Source organism: Pseudomonas sp. DR208, assembly GCF_019823005.1.
Lineage (GTDB): Bacteria > Pseudomonadota > Gammaproteobacteria > Pseudomonadales > Pseudomonadaceae > Aquipseudomonas > Aquipseudomonas extremorientalis.
Map to the genome: position 1 here is coordinate 3236662 of NZ_CP081944.1, position 16831 is coordinate 3253492.

Consider the following 16831-nt stretch of genomic DNA (forward strand, 5'->3'; position numbering starts at 1 on the left):
GCGCGAGGGAAATCTCACGCTGTGTTACGGGCTGGTTATTGCGCATTCCGACTACTCCCTGGTTGCCCTCAGTCCATCGGCGCCAAACGCAAAAAGGTTAATCCACATTGGCCAATTCGCCAGCCATTGGTCAAAAGCCTGAAACTTCGCGGTGAAACACCTCATAATGGCGGCCATTTTTGTTTAGCCGTTATTCTGGTGTGCCCCCATGGAAATCAAGGTCAACTTTCTCGACAACCTCCGGCTTGAAGCCAAGTTCGATGACTTCACGGTGATTGCCGACCAGCCCATTCGCTACAAAGGCGATGGCTCGGCACCGGGGCCGTTCGATTACTTCCTGGCGTCGTCAGCGCTGTGCGCGGCGTACTTCGTGAAGTTGTACTGCCAGACGCGCAATATCCCCACCGACAATATTCGCCTGTCGCAGAACAACATCGTCGACCCGGAAAACCGCTACAACCAGATCTTCAAGATCCAGGTCGAGTTGCCGGCGGATATCTCCGAGAAGGACCGCCAGGGCATTTTGCGTTCCATCGACCGCTGCACCGTCAAGAAAGTGGTACAGGCCGGGCCTGAGTTTGTCATCGAAGAAGTCGAGAACCTCGACGCCGATGCCCAGGCGTTGCTGATGCCGAATTCGACTTCCGAGGGCGGCACCTACATCGCCGGCAAAGACCTGCCGCTGGAACAGACCATCGCCAACATGTCCGGCATCCTCGCAGGCCTTGGCATGAAGATCGAGATCGCGTCGTGGCGCAATATCGTGCCTAACGTCTGGTCGTTGCACATCCGCGATGCGCATTCGCCGATGTGCTTCACCAACGGCAAGGGTGCGACGAAGGAGGGCGCCCTGGCGTCGGCCTTGGGCGAGTTCATCGAGCGGCTCAACTGCAATTTCTTCTACAACGATCAGTTCTGGGGCGAGGAACTGGCCAACGCACCGTTCGTGCATTACCCGGATGAGCGCTGGTTCCAGCCAGGTCCCAACGACGAGCTGCCGAGCGAGATCCTGGATGCCTACTGCCTGAAAATCTACAACCGCGACGGCGAACTGCGCGGTTCGCACCTGTTCGATACCAACTCCGGCAATGAACAACGCGGCATCGTTTCGCTGCCGTTCGTGCGCCAGTCGGATGGCGAAGTGGTGTACTTCCCGTCCAACCTGATCGAGAACCTCTACCTCAGCAACGGCATGAGCGCCGGCAACACCCTGGCCGAAGCCCAGGTGCAGTGCCTGTCGGAGATCTTCGAGCGTGCCGTGAAGCGTGAAATCATCGAAGGCGAGTTCGCCTTGCCGGACGTACCGGCGCAGGTGCTGGCCAAGTACCCCGGCATCCTCGCCGGCATCCAGGGCCTTGAAGCCCAGGGGTTCCCGGTGTTGGTCAAAGACGCCTCCCTGGGCGGCGAATTCCCGGTGATGTGCGTGACCCTGATGAACCCGCGCACCGGCGGCGTGTTTGCGTCCTTCGGCGCCCACCCAAGCCTGGAAGTGGCCCTGGAGCGCAGCCTTACCGAACTGCTGCAAGGCCGCAGCTTCGAAGGCCTGAACGACTTGCCGCAGCCGACCTTCGAAGGCCAGGCGGTGACCGAACCCAACAACTTTGTCGAGCACTTCATCGACTCCAGCGGCGTCGTGTCGTGGCGCTTCTTCAGTGCCCAGTCGGATTACGAATTCGTCGAGTGGGACTTCACTGGCGAAGGCGCAGACTCGAATGCCCAGGAAGCCGCGACCCTGTTCGGCATTCTCGAAGGCATGGGCAAAGAGTCCTACATGGCCGTGTACGAACACCTCGGCGCCACCGCCTGCCGCATCCTGGTGCCGGACTACTCGGAAATCTACCCGGTGGATGACCTGATCTGGGACAACACCAACAAGGCGCTGTTTTTCCGCGAGGATATCCTCAACCTGCACCGCCTCGACGAGGAGGAACTGCAGGCGTTGGTCGAGCGCCTGATCGAAAGCGAACTGGACGACTACACGGATATCACCACCCTGATCGGCATCGAATTCGACGACAACACCGCCTGGGGCCAACTGACCATCCTGGAACTGAAACTGCTGATCTTCCTGGCCTTGCAACAATATGAAGAGGCCAAGGAGTGCGTGGAGATGTTCCTGCAATACAACGACAACACCGTCGAGCGCGGCCTGTTCTACCAGGCGATGAATGCGGTGCTGGAGATGGAACTGGACGACGACCTGGAACTGGCCGACTACGAAGCCAACTTCCGCCGCATGTTTGGCGATGAGCGGATGGATGCGGTGATTGGCTCGGTGAAGGGCGATGTGCGTTTTTATGGCCTGACGCCGACCAGCATGAAGCTGGAAGGGTTGGACCGGCATCTGCGCTTGATCGACAGCTACAAGAAGCTGCATGCGGCGCGGGCCAAGGTCGCCTTGGCCTGACGCCTATCTGGCTTGCTGTGCTGAGCAGGTGTGCTGTGGTGAGCGGGCCTGTTGTGGCGAGCGGGCTGCTCGCCACATAGATCAAGGCAAGCTGTTTATATGAGCGCCAGGGCCTGCGCCAGGTCCGCGCGCAGATCCTCCATATCCTCAACCCCCACCGACAACCGCACCAACCCATCGCCAATTCCCAGTTGCGCCCGCGTCGCCGCCGGGATGCTGGCGTGGGTCATGATCGCCGGGTGTTCGATCAGGCTTTCCACACCACCCAGGCTTTCGGCCAGGGCGAAGATCCTGACGTTTTCCAGGAAGCGCCTGGCGCCGGCCAGGTCGCTGTTCAGGTCGATTGAAATCATCCCGCCAAACCCCCGCATCTGTTTGCGCGCCAGTTCATGCTGCGGGTGGGACGCGAGGCCCGGGTAGTAAACCCGCGCCACTTGCGGCTGTTGTTCCAGCCAGGTGGCCAGGTCGAGGGCGTTGCTGCAATGGCGCTCCATGCGCAGGGCCAGGGTTTTCACGCCACGCAGGGTGAGGAAGGCGTCGAAGGGCCCGGCAATGGCGCCGACCGAGTTCTGCAAAAAGCCCAGGCGTTCGGCCAGTTCGGGGTTGTCGCCGACGATGGCAATGCCGCCGATCACATCGGAATGGCCGTTGAGGTATTTGGTGGTGGAGTGCACCACCACATCAAAGCCCAGCTCCAGCGGGCGCTGGATCCACGGGCTGGCGAAGGTGTTGTCGGCCACGCAGATGATCCCGCGAGCGCGGCAGATGCGTGCGATGGCGCTGAGGTCGGTGAGGCTCAGCAGCGGGTTGCTCGGGGTTTCGACCCAGACCATGCGCGTGTCGTCCTGCAGACTCGCTTCAAAGGCCGACAGGTCACTCAGGTCGACAAAGCTGAAGCGGTGCCCGGCGCTGCGTTGGCGCACCTTGTCGAACAGGCGGAAGGTGCCGCCGTACAAATCATTGCCGGACACGACATGGGCGCCGGCGTCCAGCAACTCCAACACCGTCGAAATCGCCGCCAGCCCGGAGGCAAAGGCAAACGCCTGGCTGCCGCCTTCCAGGTCGGCCACGCAGCGTTCCAGGGCAAACCGCGTAGGGTTGTGGGAGCGACCATAGTCAAAGCCCTTGTGCACGCCGGGGCTGTCTTGCAGGTAGGTGGAGTTGGCATAGATCGGCGGCATCAGCGCGCCGGTGGTTGGGTCGGGAGATTGCCCGGCATGGATCACGCGGGTGGCAAACGCACTTTTATCGGACTGACTCATGCAAGGGATCTCCGTAGGTGGTTGAGCAGGTCGACGCGGGTGATCAGGCCATGGAAGCCCGACGCGTCGGCAATGATGGCGACCAGGCCGCGATCCAGCTCGGCTTGCAACTGCGCGAGGCTGGCGCTGGGGGCCAGGGTTTGCAGGGACGTGGTCATGGCGCTGGCGACGTTCAGGGTGAAGTGGCTGGCGTCCTGGTGCAGGCCGAGCAGGATATCGGATTCGTCGATCACACCGACCAGTTGCTGGCCGTCCACCAGTACCGGGAGTTGCGAGACATCCGCCAGGCGCATGCGCTGGAACGCGGTGAGCAGGGTGTCGTCGGGGCTCACGCTGATCACGCGGCCGTCCTCGAAGCGCCGCGCAATCAGGTCGCGCAGGTCACCGTAGTGCTTGTAGTGCAACAGGCCGGCGTCGGTCATCCATTGGTCGTTGTAGACCTTCGACAGGTAGCGCGTGCCGGTGTCGCAGACAAAGGTGACCACACGCTTGGGCGTGGTTTGTTCGCGGCAATAACGCAGGGCGGCGGCGAGCAGGGTGCCGGTGGAGGAACCGCCGAGAATGCCCTCGGCCTTGAGCAACTGCCGGGCGTGATCGAAGCTTTCCTCATCGCTGATGGAATAGGCGTGGCGCACGCTGGACAGGTCGGCAATCGACGGGATGAAGTCTTCGCCGATGCCTTCTACCGCCCAGGAGCCTGGCGTTTCCAGCTTGCCGCTGCGGCTGTACTCGGCCATCACCGAACCCACCGGGTCGGCAAGCACCATGTGCAGTGCCGGTTGCACGCGCTTGAAGAAGCGCGTCAGGCCGGTGAGGGTGCCGGCCGAGCCGACGCCCACCACGACCGCATCCACATCGTGCTGGGTTTGTGCCCAGATCTCCGGCGCGGTGCTGGTTTCGTGGGCCAGGGGGTTGGCGGGGTTGTTGAACTGGTCGGCGAAGAACGAATCCGGAATATCCCTGGCCAGGCGTGCGGCCACGTCCTGGTAATACTCGGGGTGGCCCTTGCCCACATCGGAGCGGGTGATATGCACCTCCGCGCCCATGGCCTTGAGGTGCAGTACTTTTTCCGTGGACATCTTGTCGGGCACCACCAGTACCACCCGATAGCCCTTGGCCCGGCCGACCAGCGCCAGGCCCAGGCCGGTGTTGCCGGCGGTGGCTTCGATGATGGTGCCACCGGGGCGCAGGCGGCCATCGCGTTCGGCGGCGTCGATCATGGCCAGGCCGATGCGGTCCTTGATGGAGCCACCGGGGTTCTGGGATTCGAGTTTGAGAAACAGCGTGCAAGGGCCGGTATCGAACCGGCTGACCCGAACCAGCGGCGTGTTGCCGATCAGTTCGAGCACGGCGGGGCGGGGCAGCGTGGGCATGTCGTCACCTGAATACGGATGGGTTGGACAGCAAAAGGCAAAGCCTGGGTTCGACGATAGGCCGGGATCGGTCCGGTCGCAACCGGACGGTCCGCTCGTTGTCTGTTTTTGGCGCATTAGCCGAGCAGGTTCTGCACCTGCCGCAAACGGGCGACAACTGCCACGCTGGCTGCCTGCATCGGTGCGCGCAACTCGCTGCCGATCAAGCCTTGCAGGGCCAGGGCGGCTTTCACCGGTGCCGGGTTGGGCTCCATGAACAGCGTGTTGATCAGCGGCACCAACTGCATGAACGTTGCCCGCGCGTCGGCCAACTGGTTGTCGCGGACTTGCTGGCACAGCGCCACGAACTGTTCCGTGTTGACGTGCGCCGAGGCTGCAATCGCGCCCGTCGCGCCCAGGCACAGCGCGTTGAAGATCTGCAAGTCTTCGCCACACAACACATCCACCTCACCGCTGGCCAGCAGTGCGAGGGTATTGTCCAGGTTGCCGCCACAGTCCTTGATCGCCACGATGCGTTCGTGGGCGACGATGTTGAGCAAGGTGGCCTGCTCGAACGTGGCGCCGGTGCGGTAGGGAATGTCGTACAGAATGATCGGTACGCTGGAGGCATCGGCCACGGTGCGGAAGAACGCTTCCAGGCCGGCCTGGGACGGGCGGATGTAACTCGGCGCCGGTACCAAAAGCCCAGCCACCGGGCGTTGCAGGATTTCACGCTGAAAGTGCAGCAGCTCAATCTGGTTATAGCCCGCCAGGCCCATCACTACGCGGTGCGCCGGCACCCATTGCAACACCGCATCGAGCACCGCCAATTGTTCCTGCCGACTCAGCGACGCCGCTTCGCCGGTGGTGGTGCACACCATGATCCCGGCCACGTGTTTTTCCAGCAGGTGGTTGACCAGGCGGTGCAGGCCAATGAAATCAATGGCGCCGTCATGGAACGGCGTGACCACGGGAACCCAGATACCTTGAAACGATGACATGCACTTTCTCCTGATGATTGACCGCTTGAGTCACCGTCAGAAGGGCAGGGGCAATTGTGCAAGGGAGAGTAGACCGTCGCGCTCAATGTCCTGTCAGCTCATCTGACGGGACAGCGCGCCCCGGTCACATGAGCGACTGTTTCTTCGATTTGAGGGCGTGCGCAACGCAACCTTGCGCCTTGGCAATCAAGCCAATGACGGAACGGTTAACGGAAGGCATTGCGGACATAAGCTGACACACCCTGAACAAGGCCTCCATCTTCATGGAATATTGCAGAGTGTGTCAACGGGGCTTATTCGAATTTATCGATACGCGAGTCAGAGTAGAAAAACTCGTTCTTGTCGGTGCTCGATTCAAAGAAGTAGGCGTAGTCGGTCAGGAAGTACAGGTGGTTGACGCGCTTGTACTTGTCGTCGTCGGTTCGGCAGGACAATGCCTTGGCGCTGCCCGCCAGTTTCGCGTTGAGTTCGCTGGCCGGCAGTTCACGCTCGACCTGGCAACGGTTGGTCTGCGTGTTGGTGCTGCTGCCGATCAGGCTGTTGAGGCTGGAGCGTACGGTGGTGTAGGTGACGGTCTCGCCCACGGGCAGGGCCTTCCAGTTACCGGTGAAGCTCAGTTGGGTCAGGGTCGAGCTTTCCGCCATGCCCGAACCGCCGTAGGTGGCTTTGGACACCAGGTGGAACAGGTTGCGCCAGCTCACGGCCTGGCTCTCATAGCCGTCGCCACGGGTGGCCAGGGCCAACTGGCCGCTTGGTGTGTCCTGGCTGATGAACTGCGTGCTTTGGTTATCGCTGGTCTTGCCACGGTAGTTGCTGGTGCCCACGAACTGGACGTATTTGAACGAGCGGGTGGGCTTGTCCAGGTTCAACTGGGTGATGGCCGCCAGCACCGCCGGTTGCACCGAGGTCAGGGCAATGGTGGCCGGCGCTTTCATGCGCGGTTTGAACGCGGGCAGTGCGGCGATCTTTTCCGGGCTGACGCAGACTTTGTTGAACAGCAATTCGTAGTCGGCATTGCTGCCAGCGATGTTCTGCGGCGTAGGGAAACTGTCGACCCGGCCGTCGCTGACGCGGTTGTTGGCATCCATGTCGTAGCCGGCCAACTGCTTGTAAGTGCCGCCTTTGCACGACACCGCAAAGTGCTCGCGTTTTTGCGCGTACGGGGCGTTGTAGGGCAGGTCGTTGAGCACCGTCGGGTTGTCGAAGGCGGCCCAGAAGCGCGTTTCGCCGTTGACGTTCTTGATACTGTTGGCGTCGATCAGCACCTGGTTGTCGCGCTCGTTGGTCTGTACCAGGCGCCAGTCGGGCTTCGGTGTTTCGGCGCAGGCACGGACGAAGGTCTGGTTGGCGGCCAGGGTTGCACGCAGCTGTGGCGACAAGCTGCGGGGCGAACTGTAGCGGCCGGCACTGGCGGGGTAGACCCGTTGCGAACCATCCAGGTACAGCAGGTGCAGTTGCGGCGAGGAACAGGCGGCCTCGACTTGCAACGTGCGGCGCAGGGCGCCCGGATCGCCAGGCATCAACAGCTCGAAGCTGAGCACGTCGCCTTCGCGCACGATGCTGTTTTCCACCAGGGGCTGGGCGAGGGCGCCGGCGAGCATGGTTTCGACCTGGGTTTTCTGGGTGGCGCAACCGGCCAGGGTGGCGATGCCACCGATCAGCAAAAGCGGAGTGATAAAACGCACGAGAGCCTCGTTGAGTCCATTCGGGATGTCAGGGTGACGGCGGGTGACGCGGAAACTTTAACGGGATGTTGCAGGCGCCAAGCCTAACCAGCCGGGTGGTCGCTGTACAGCCGTGATGTGGCCGCCGCTGGATATGTGCGCGTCGCAATCGTTCCTGTGTGGTTGCCGCCAACCGGTAGTCTGTGCAGACATTCCGGGAGAAACGCAATGATCCGACGTGCGTGTTTGGCCGCTCTGCTGAGCCTGTCCGCCTCGACCGCCTTTGGCGCCTCGACCTACGATCACCTGTATGCCTTCGGTGACAGCTATTCCGACAACGGCGCGGGCGAAGCGCTCACCACACAGCTCGCCGCACAGAACATAAAGGACGCCCAGGCGTTGCCTGGGCCGCTGTACTGGAAGGGGCGCTGGAGCAACGGCCCGACCGCCGTCGAGGGCCTGGCCCAGGCTCTGCACACACCGCTGACCGACTACGCGGTGGGCGGCGCCAAAAGTGGCCACGGCAATTACTACGCCTGGATAATGCCTTCCCAGGACACCGGCGTCCTGGGGCAGGTCGCCGAGCACTTGCAGGCTGCCAAGTCCCACAAGGCCGACCCCAAGGCGCTGTACTTCATCTTCATCTCGGCCAATGACTTTTTCGAGTGGGCCGACTTCTCCCACTCGCAAACCCTTGAGGCACTGAGCGAATCGAGCCTGGCGAATATCCGCAAAGCCACTGAGCAACTGGTGGCAGCGGGTGCCCGGCATGTGATGGTGGTGGGCACCACAGACCTCAGCCATGTGCCTGCGGTGGTGCAGGGCAACCAGGTCGACAATGCGAAAAAATACCAGCAGTTGCTCGCGCAGAAACTCCCGGCCGTGCTGGCGCAGATCGGTACGGCGAAGGTCAGCTACTTCGACCACCTGGCTTTCAGCGACACACTGCGCGCCAACCCGACAGCCCATGGTTTCACCGACCTCGATACGCCGTGCCAGGCCACTTATCCGGAGGCTGAACCGGTGTGCGCCAACCCCGACGCGCATTATTACTGGGACGAATGGCACCCCACCCGCAAGGTCCATGCCCTGGCGGCCAACGCCATGCTGGATGCCCTGCCTTAGCCCGCCGCTATCGCCGCCTCAATCGTCGCGATGTCGATCTTTCTCATGGTCATCATCGCGTCAAAGGCGCGCTTTGCCGTCGCCGGGTCGGGGTGGGTCACCGCATCGGTCAGCACGCGTGGGGTGATCTGCCACGACAGCCCCCACTTGTCCTTGCACCAGCCGCAGGCGCTTTCCTGGCCGCCGTTGCCGACGATGGCGTTCCAGTAACGGTCGGTTTCGGCCTGGTCATCGGTGGCCACCTGGAACGAAAACGCCTCGGTATGCGAGAAGATCGGCCCGCCGTTGAGGCCAATGCAGGGGATGCCCAAGACGGTGAAGTCCACGGTCAATACATCGCCCTGTTTGCCGGACGGATAATCGCCGGGCGCCAGGTGCACGGCATTCACCCGGCTGTCCGGAAAGGTCAGGGCATAGAAGGTCGCGGCCTCAAGGGCGGTGCCGTTGTACCAGAGGCAGAGCGTGTTTTTGTGGGGCATGATCGGTCTCCACGTGAGAATGGCCCTGTGGAGTTTAGCCGCCCAGTTGTTGCGCGATGGTCGCTTTGTCGATCACCGACCAGACGTGGGCGAACGTGCCGTCGACCACCTCATAGAACACATTTTCGTCGAACGTCACCTGGCGTCCATTGATCGGCAACCCGAAGAACTCGCCCCTGGGCGTGACCTTGAAGTTCAGGCGACTGGCCACGGTCGGCGGGTCGGCCACCAGCAGCTGGATGCGGAACACCAGGTCCGGTATCTCGCGAAAATCCCGCTCCAGCATGGCGCGGTAGCCGGCGAGGCCGACGACTTCGCCGTTGTAGGTCACGTCCGGGTGCACGAAGTCACCCAAGTGCTCCCAATCCTGACGGTTCAGGCAGTCGATATAGCCTTGGTAAAAGGCAGCGAGTTCGTCGCGAGTCATCGTTCAGGCCCTGCGCGCCATCAACAACACCGACGCCGCCGCCGACAACAACCCGGCGCAGCAGCGATTGAAGATCCGCTTGCCCCGAGGCTCGGCAAACCAGCGCCGCATATGCAGGCCCATATAGGCGTAGGCACTGATGGCGATCCACTCCAGTCCCAGGAACAGCGCGCCCAGCAGCGCGAACTGCGGCGTGATCGGCTCGCCGGGCACCACGAATTGCGGCAGGAAGGCCGTGAAGATCAGGATCGCCTTCGGATTGCCCGCCGCCACTAAAAATTCCTGCCGTGCCAATGCCCACAAACCGACCTTGGCCGTACCCGCCTGCGCCTCGGCCTCGGGATTCGCGCGCCACAACTGCAACGCCAGATACAACAGATACGCCGCTCCCAGAATCTTGATCCCGTAGAACAACAGCTCCGACGTCTGCAGCACCACCGCCAAGCCTGCAGAGGCGAGGGCGATCATGCCGGCAAAGGCCAGCAAACGGCCAATGCCCGCCAGGCACGAAGTGCGGTAGCCGTAGCGGGTGGAGTTGCTCACGGACAGCAGGTTGTTCGGGCCCGGCGCCATGTTCAGGGCGAAGCAGGCGGGGAGGAAAAGGGCGAGGGTGGCGAGGTCCATGGCGGCTCCGGGTTTGCGGGGGCGGGTAGGGGTGAGGATAAGGGGAGCGGGGCGGTTGGACAATGCGCGCGTTGGTTCTAAGACGACACCAACGCGCGCGGCTCAGCTTAGCTCTGGCTTGCAGGTGCTTCTTCGGGGGTTGAAACCTCGGAGCGCAGCCGTAGTAGTTGACCGCCACTCAGTCGTCGCCAAACGATAGGGTGACAGCTGTACGCAGGTTGGCGAACCGGTATCGGAAAACCCGGCAGACCCGAAGGTCTCCCGCGCACAGCCGCCATTGAGACAATTTTGCAGGTGTGCAACAGCATCTACAAAAGAGCGCAGTGCTTTTGCATCCGATAGTCAGGTCGCCAAACCTGATCGCCATGTGGGCGACGGGGCGGACTATAAGCGGCATTGGCTTTTGGGGGCAACTAGAAGGTTGTAAGAGTATGGGTGGCGCACAAAGCCGCACATAGGGTCATATTGTCCAGGACTCCTTAGTCTAGAGCCGTATTTCCGGATCAAGCACAAGCTCAAGCAGCACGGCATTGTCCCGTTCTCCTCCAACTATGCGCTGTACGGCGACATGAGCGAGCGCGTGATGAGCCTGATCGAGGCGATGGTGCCGGCGGTTGAGGTGTACAGCATCGACGAGGCGTCCGCCGACCTGACTGGTATTGGTGAGTTGGATGCCTTAGGCCGGCAGATTCGTGCCCAGGTGCTTCGCTGCACGGGTATCCCTGTCGGTGTTGGTATCGCTCACACAAAGACTCTGGCGAAGCTGGCAAACCACACCGCGAAGCGCCTGCAATCCCAAACCGGTGGGGTGGTCAACATCACCGATCCGGTTAAGCGTGACTGGGTGCTACGCAATACGGACGTGGCGGAAGTGTGGGGTGTCGGTCGAAAGATGAAACTCCATCTTGATGCCATGGGTATCAAGTCGGCTATGGACCTGGCTAAGGCCGATCCTTGGACGCTCCGTAAGAAGTTCAGCATTGTGATCGAGAAGACTGCCAGGGAGTTGGGCGGCACGCCTTGCCTGGAACTGGATGAGCCGGATCCTCCAAAGCAGGAGATCTGCTGCAGCCGCATGTTCGGCATGAGGCTGACAGAGCTGCCGCCAATAAGAGAGGCGGTGGCCACCTACATGATGCGTGCCTCTGAGAAGCTCCGCGCTCAGAAATCGCTGTGTAAGAAGGTACGCGTGTGCATTCGAACTGGCATGTTCAATCCGGAGGAGGCGAAGTATGCCAATGGGGTGGTGGTGGATATGCCATATCCCACTGATGACGTGCGGCTGCTTACTCAAGCGGCGCTGGGTGCGCTTGATCGGATATTTCGACTAGGTTTAAGTACAGCAAGGTTGAGGTGATGTTGCTGAACCTCTGCCAGCCTGGAGAGTACACCGATGATTTGTTTGCTATATCACAGCCGGCGGAGGCGACTCGGGTGATGACGGTCATGGACCAGATCAATGAGCGATGGGGTAGGGGAACGTTGCGCTCGGCTTGTGTGCCGGCAGATTCTGATTGGGGCATGCGCCGCGATATGATGAGTCAGAGTTATACGACGAAGCTCGATCAGCTTTGGTCCGTCGCCTGTAGGTAGCGACAGCTTTCGGACAGAAGCGGACGTAATGGCGTTTGTGTAGTATCTGCCTCTCTTCCCACCTGTATGAGGTGCCCGATGTCTAGCCGACACTCCCCATCCCCTACAAGAGCTGCCCTAGACCTGCAAAACGCACGTTCGCTTTTGGGAAAGCGGCTGAGCGTGCTGCTGCACTATCAGTACTATTTCAACGACGAGAAAGATCTGGGATACGTAGGTTCTCTAGAGTGGCGTTTTGGCGAGCGAGAAGTTTTATCCATGTATCTCTTGAGTGATGGCGATAGAGTAGGCGCGGACTTGTTGCCTTCTGATACGCCGGTTTCCTTCGAGATAGAGCCGAACGTGACCTGCTCCTGGAATAGGGAAAACCTACTTGCAGGTCTATCAGCAACCCACCTCGAGAACACAAAAATTTGCGCAGTTGAGGGAATTCTTGACTCTCTCAACGGGCAAGAGCCTTGGCTGGCCGGATTCAGAGTTACGTTCGAGACCGGAGACTCATTGATCTACCTTAACCAGGGCGACGACGCCGTCGTATTGATTAATGCGCTACCGCCAGTAAGTGTAGGCCTCGAAACCCGCTTCGTTACCTCAATTTAATGACAGCTATAGGGCGATTACGACAGGCAGCCTTTGGCCGTTTCCTCCCCCTCACAACCGGCAGCAGTCGGCCAGAACCAGTCATTCGGTCTCTGAGAAACTAGGAGCGATTTAAAGTGGTGGTCGGGAAAAGCAATTCCACTACATGATCCATGTGCAATTCTATTAAAAATTATGTAGTTACAGATTGTATGGCTATGCATTTCACCGCCCTGTTTTTCCCAGATTGCCGCTCTGACGCTTAGTAGGATGGTCAATATGGCCATTTAATGCTACGTATGCTTCTGCCGGATTCGGACACTCGGCGCCCAGATCGCTCTGGGCGCTTGCACCCAAACGCATGACAGGAGTTGCTAGGCATGAGGGATACCTTTCCAGTAGAACACGGTCTGTCCGCATCTGTGGCCGATGGGTTGGTTTACCGATCCGAGGGGGCGATCTCCCTCACTGATGTTCAGTACCTCGCGTTGGAGTCTGGCGTGGCGCATGGACAAAGCATGCTGGTGGTTTCCCCAACCTCCACAGGAAAGACTCAAATTGGGCTCTGGGCTATTGCTGAAGGACTGCTCGCTGGGAATAAAACAGTTTATTTGGTGACCCATCGCGCACTGGCCAAGCAGAAATTTGAAGACTTCAAAACGTTGTTGTTGGACAGATATTTGGAGAGCGATGGTGCTTCCATAGTTATTGCCACGGGAGACTACGTCGAAGATGCCACGGGACAGTATTCTGCGGCTCCTCTAAGTGCTCCTCTGGTAATTGCTACATATGAAAAATATTTAGCGCTACTGTCGGCATCTGGGGTGCCGAAAAGCATGCAAAATACGATTGTCGTGTGCGATGAAATTCAGCTGATGGGAGACGAAAACCGCGGGCAAAATGTTGAAGTCCTTTTAACACTTATGCGGAACGCGGGTTGGAAACAGTTTGTAGGATTGTCAGCAGTTTTAAAAAGCAAGGACGCCCAAGACTTAGCGAACTGGCTGCGGGTTCAGCTTATTTTCGAGCAAAAGCGCGAGAAACATTTACGGTATGAATGCTGGATTGGCGATCAGATTTATTCGGTAAGCAGTGCGAAACCTGATGTGATGGAATCGGACAAGCGACTGCCTGCTGGAGTCAAAGCGGAAACGATTTCAGCTTTAACATATCTGCTTAAGCAAGAAAATCCCCCGCTTCCAATCATAGTTTTTTGCATGAAAAAGCAAGATACTTATGATCTTGCTGAGGCTTTTGTAGCTTCGTACCACAAGGGTAAGCAAGGACAGATGTCGTTAGAGTTTGATACCTTGCCTGAAACTTCAGCTAACACGATGCTAGCGAAGATACTGGATCTTCGAGTTGCAAGTCATAATGCGGATTTGACTGACGAAGAACGAGGAGTAGTGGAACGTTATTTGTCGGAAAATAAGCTGGATGTTGTATTTGCTACTAGCACTTTAGCAGCAGGCGTGAATTTTCCTCTAGGGGCAGCAGTATTTGCTAATTGGGAACGTTGGGACGGCCAGCAAAGGCAGTATGTCGCAATAGATAGCGCAGAGTTCCACAACATGTCCGGGCGGGTCGGGCGTATGGGGTTTGAACATGCAGAAGGGCGTGTAATATATTTTGGTACCGGGCCGCAACGCGCACTAGCTACAAATTATCTATCAATAGAGCAGCTTCCTGAAATCAAAGCGCGAATTGTGCCTGGTAGGTTCGGTCAGCTTTCACTGCAACTGATATCCTCAGGTTTGTGCAACAACAGAGCCGAGCTTGAAGAGCTTGTTTGCACAACGTTCAGTGCATTAAGGGAAGAAGATAATAACTTAACTGCATTTATGACGTGGCCGAGTAAAGTCGGTGTTGCTCTGGCCGGATTGATTGATGCTGGCTTCGTCGTTGAAACATCTGGTGGGGACCTAAGCCCTACGCCAGTGGGGCGAGCGGTCGGGTTCAGTGGCTTGCTACCTGAAACTGGGGTGTTTTTAATCAACTTTCTGTCTAAGAAATCACTTTATTTGGCAGAGCTCATTGGGCATCTTGAATCGGCGGATCTCAAGTCCAGGCTAGAGATGCTTATCTTTTCCGCATGCTTATCCAGCCCTGAGTTTCGTCCGAGAAATGGAGTTAAACCTACTCGGTTCCTGCCTTATCAGTTGAAAGATCCTATTTATGATGCGCAGCACCTCGCAGATGACCTAATGGAATCAATTTGGCAAGTTGATCCAGTACCTACTAATGCGGCATGGTTGTGCCAGAAATGGACTAGCGGTGTTGAGATTAGGGCAATTGAGCGTGAAGTTAAATCTCTGAGTGCTGGCGCTGTCAAAGAAATGAACAGAAACCTATCCTGGGTCCTGCAGGGCTTAGCTGGGATAGCTATGTCCGCCGCCGATAAGCGCGTGCCGCCAGTTCTTCGTCCGCCCCAATTAAGATTGGATGATACTTTGCTGCGCGCTATATCTAAGCTGACGCGCTACATTCGAAGATTGGCATACAGAGTCCAAGAGGGATTGCCGGACGATATTCTCTGGATGACAGGGGTATCTGCGGCGGGTAGTGCTTTAAAGCTTTATAGGCATGAAATGTTGCTCTTGAAGCACCATGGAGTCACATCGCCGCAATTGCTTATGCTTGGCAGTCCTGAGGCGAATTCAGCAAGAGTTTTAGCTTTTCTAAAATCCAAGCCTAATGCGCAAGCTAAAGCAAATTGGGTACGAGACGCTTGTCGAGATTGGAAAGTTGACCAGCGGAAGCGAATGTCTGTTAGGCATCTAAAACGAGCTAGCAGATGCGACAGCAAGGTTCTAATTGAAAACTACTACGAGGCAAAAGGTGATGCGTTTGAGGTGGCGTTCGAACAGGTGCTTGTTCAGCTAGGTGTAGCGTTTGAGAAATTAGATGACAAGACAAAAACTGGCGCGCCCGACTATCTAGTCAAATTCTTCGATTCGCCTTCGGTTGTAGTCGAGCTAAAATCGAAAGAGGGAGATAAGCTTGTCGATTACAATAAAGCGGTAGAGGTTTTAGCGGCCTCCGAAATACATAGCTTTAGAGATTGTTTTTGCGTGACTCTTTGCCATCCCGGAGTAGATCCGAGTGTGCCACAACAAATTGCATCCTGTGGCCGGTTAAGCGTAGTTGAAAGCGGGGATTTGGGTGAAGCTCTATTGCGATTGTGCGAGGGAAGCCTAACACAACAACAAGTGTGGCAGTGGCTCTGCACACCTGGTCAAGCCGTCGCTGAAGACCTACCATTTCGTTTGTACAATTGATTAGTTTCTAGGAGAAATTTGTGAGACCTATAGCCCTGCTATTTCTAGTAGGGCTGAAGGCTTTATCTTTAGTGCTTGGGCGATCTTGATGACGTTCAAAATTGTGATGAGTTGCCCATGGTTTCGTGGACATTTCCGACTGACTGCTTATGGCCGAAAGCAGTCGTTCCTGAGCGGCCGCTTTCGGCCATAAGCGGACGTATGCAAGCAACCGCTACCGGCCCTTTACGACAGGCAGCAATTTGCTGGTTAGTGGGGCTTATCCGAGACGAGTATGAGCGGAACAGAAAGGACCGTTCATTACTCAAACTTTAAATCGACTAATCAACACGCCAAAGGATGTGGCCAAGCGCGACAATTCGTAGCTTGAAGCATTGGTTTGATGTGCTCCGGCCGCTGTTTGTGTTGAAAGGTCCTGAATGTTTATCAGATTACGATCAACCTCACGTGCAACCTGAGCCTGTTCTTCAGCGGCACTTGCGATCACGAGGTTCCTTTCACTGATGGTTGAAACACCCTCGGTGATTCGTTCAAGAGCCTGGCCAGCCTCCACGGACTGCGCCCGCGTATCGGCTGCCAGCTCTTTACTTTTATTCATCGCGAAGACGGCTTCATCAGCTCCAGAGCGCACCTGTTGCATCATCGATTCAATGTCCGCCGTCGATGCTTGGGTCCTATGGGCAAGAGCGCGCACCTCATCCGCTACAACAGCGAACCCACGCCCTTGCTCACCCGCCCTGGCCGCTTCGATGGCTGCGTTCAAGGCCAAGAGGTTAGTCTGCTCGGCAATGGCTCTGATCACATCAAGAACTTTAGTGATCTCGTTGATGCGGGTGGCAAGCACCTCAACTTTGGCAGTTGAATTTGAAATCTCATCCGCCATCAATCCAACTGAATTAACAGCTCTGCGTACCTGATCACGACCTTCTACAGCATTGCGGCTGGCTTGCTCCGAGGCTTCAGAGGCACCCGCCGCATTTCTGGCTACTTCATCCACGGCTGCAGTCATTTCGTTCACCGCCGTCGCAGCTTGCTGAATC

11 protein-coding genes and 2 pseudogenes are annotated in these 16831 nt (G+C 58.1%); 5 read left to right on the forward strand and 8 right to left on the reverse strand.

The genetic code is table 11. From position 1 onward, the window contains the following. The first annotated feature begins 208 nt into the window (after positions 1-208). Complete coding sequence (locus tag K5K89_RS14720) at positions 209-2407, forward strand: OsmC domain/YcaO domain-containing protein (RefSeq protein ID WP_071488124.1); 2199 nt, start codon at positions 209-211, stop codon at positions 2405-2407. Positions 2408-2502: 95 nt separating this feature from the next. Here K5K89_RS14720 and K5K89_RS14725 read toward each other — a convergent pair whose 3' ends face one another. The 4 genes from K5K89_RS14725 to K5K89_RS14740 all read right to left on the reverse strand — a co-directional run bounded on the left by K5K89_RS14725 (position 2503) and on the right by K5K89_RS14740 (position 7707). Beyond that, positions 2503-3669, reverse strand: a complete 1167-nt coding sequence (locus K5K89_RS14725; RefSeq protein ID WP_222539618.1) for a cystathionine gamma-synthase — start codon at positions 3667-3669, stop codon at positions 2503-2505. Then, positions 3666-5042 (reverse strand): pyridoxal-phosphate dependent enzyme, encoded by a 1377-nt coding sequence (locus K5K89_RS14730; protein ID WP_222539619.1) that lies wholly within the window; start codon positions 5040-5042, stop codon positions 3666-3668. The genes K5K89_RS14725 and K5K89_RS14730 overlap by 4 nt, the downstream gene beginning before the upstream one ends. Before the next feature lie 116 nt (positions 5043-5158). Then, entirely contained in the window at positions 5159-6022 is an 864-nt protein-coding gene (dapA, locus tag K5K89_RS14735; protein ID WP_222539620.1) for a 4-hydroxy-tetrahydrodipicolinate synthase, read from the reverse strand. Between the two features lie 293 nt (positions 6023-6315). Beyond that, the gene (locus K5K89_RS14740) at positions 6316-7707 is read right to left on the reverse strand and encodes a hypothetical protein (protein WP_071488128.1); all 1392 of its coding nucleotides are present in this window, start codon (positions 7705-7707) and stop codon (positions 6316-6318) included. 207 nt (positions 7708-7914) lie between these two features. Between K5K89_RS14740 and K5K89_RS14745 the strand changes: the two genes are divergently transcribed. After that, entirely contained in the window at positions 7915-8811 is an 897-nt protein-coding gene (locus tag K5K89_RS14745; RefSeq protein WP_071488129.1) for an SGNH/GDSL hydrolase family protein, read from the forward strand. Here the strand turns inward: K5K89_RS14745 and K5K89_RS14750 are convergent. Genes K5K89_RS14750 through K5K89_RS14760 form a run of 3 tightly spaced genes read right to left on the reverse strand, consistent with a single transcriptional unit; the run spans position 8808 to position 10341 of the window. Continuing rightward, a complete protein-coding gene (locus K5K89_RS14750; protein ID WP_071488130.1) occupies positions 8808-9290 on the reverse strand; it encodes a VOC family protein in 483 nt (160 codons plus the stop codon). The two genes, K5K89_RS14745 and K5K89_RS14750, sit on opposite strands and share 4 nt — an antisense overlap. 34 nt (positions 9291-9324) lie before the next feature. Beyond that, positions 9325-9717 (reverse strand): ester cyclase, encoded by a 393-nt coding sequence (locus K5K89_RS14755; RefSeq protein ID WP_071488131.1) that lies wholly within the window; start codon positions 9715-9717, stop codon positions 9325-9327. Positions 9718-9720: 3 nt separating this feature from the next. Continuing rightward, positions 9721-10341, reverse strand: coding sequence for a LysE family translocator (locus K5K89_RS14760; RefSeq protein ID WP_222539621.1), 621 nt, complete (start codon positions 10339-10341; stop codon positions 9721-9723). A 487-nt stretch (positions 10342-10828) separates the two neighbouring features. On the opposite strand from K5K89_RS14760, the pseudogene K5K89_RS28655 reads away from it, so the two are divergent. From K5K89_RS28655 to K5K89_RS14780, 3 genes and pseudogenes are all read left to right on the forward strand, one after another. Beyond that, positions 10829-11934, forward strand: a pseudogene (locus K5K89_RS28655) (DUF4113 domain-containing protein); the annotation flags it as partial. Between the two features lie 162 nt (positions 11935-12096). Continuing rightward, positions 12097-12534, forward strand: a complete 438-nt coding sequence (locus K5K89_RS14775) for a hypothetical protein (protein WP_231999500.1) — start codon at positions 12097-12099, stop codon at positions 12532-12534. Positions 12535-12893: 359 nt separating this feature from the next. Next, positions 12894-15791, forward strand: a complete 2898-nt coding sequence (locus K5K89_RS14780) for a DEAD/DEAH box helicase (RefSeq protein WP_222539622.1) — start codon at positions 12894-12896, stop codon at positions 15789-15791. A gap of 304 nt (positions 15792-16095) precedes the next feature. Here K5K89_RS14780 and K5K89_RS28990 read toward each other — a convergent pair. Further along, positions 16096-16788 (reverse strand): annotated as a pseudogene (locus tag K5K89_RS28990) (methyl-accepting chemotaxis protein); the annotation flags it as partial. Positions 16789-16831: the final 43 nt, after the last annotated feature.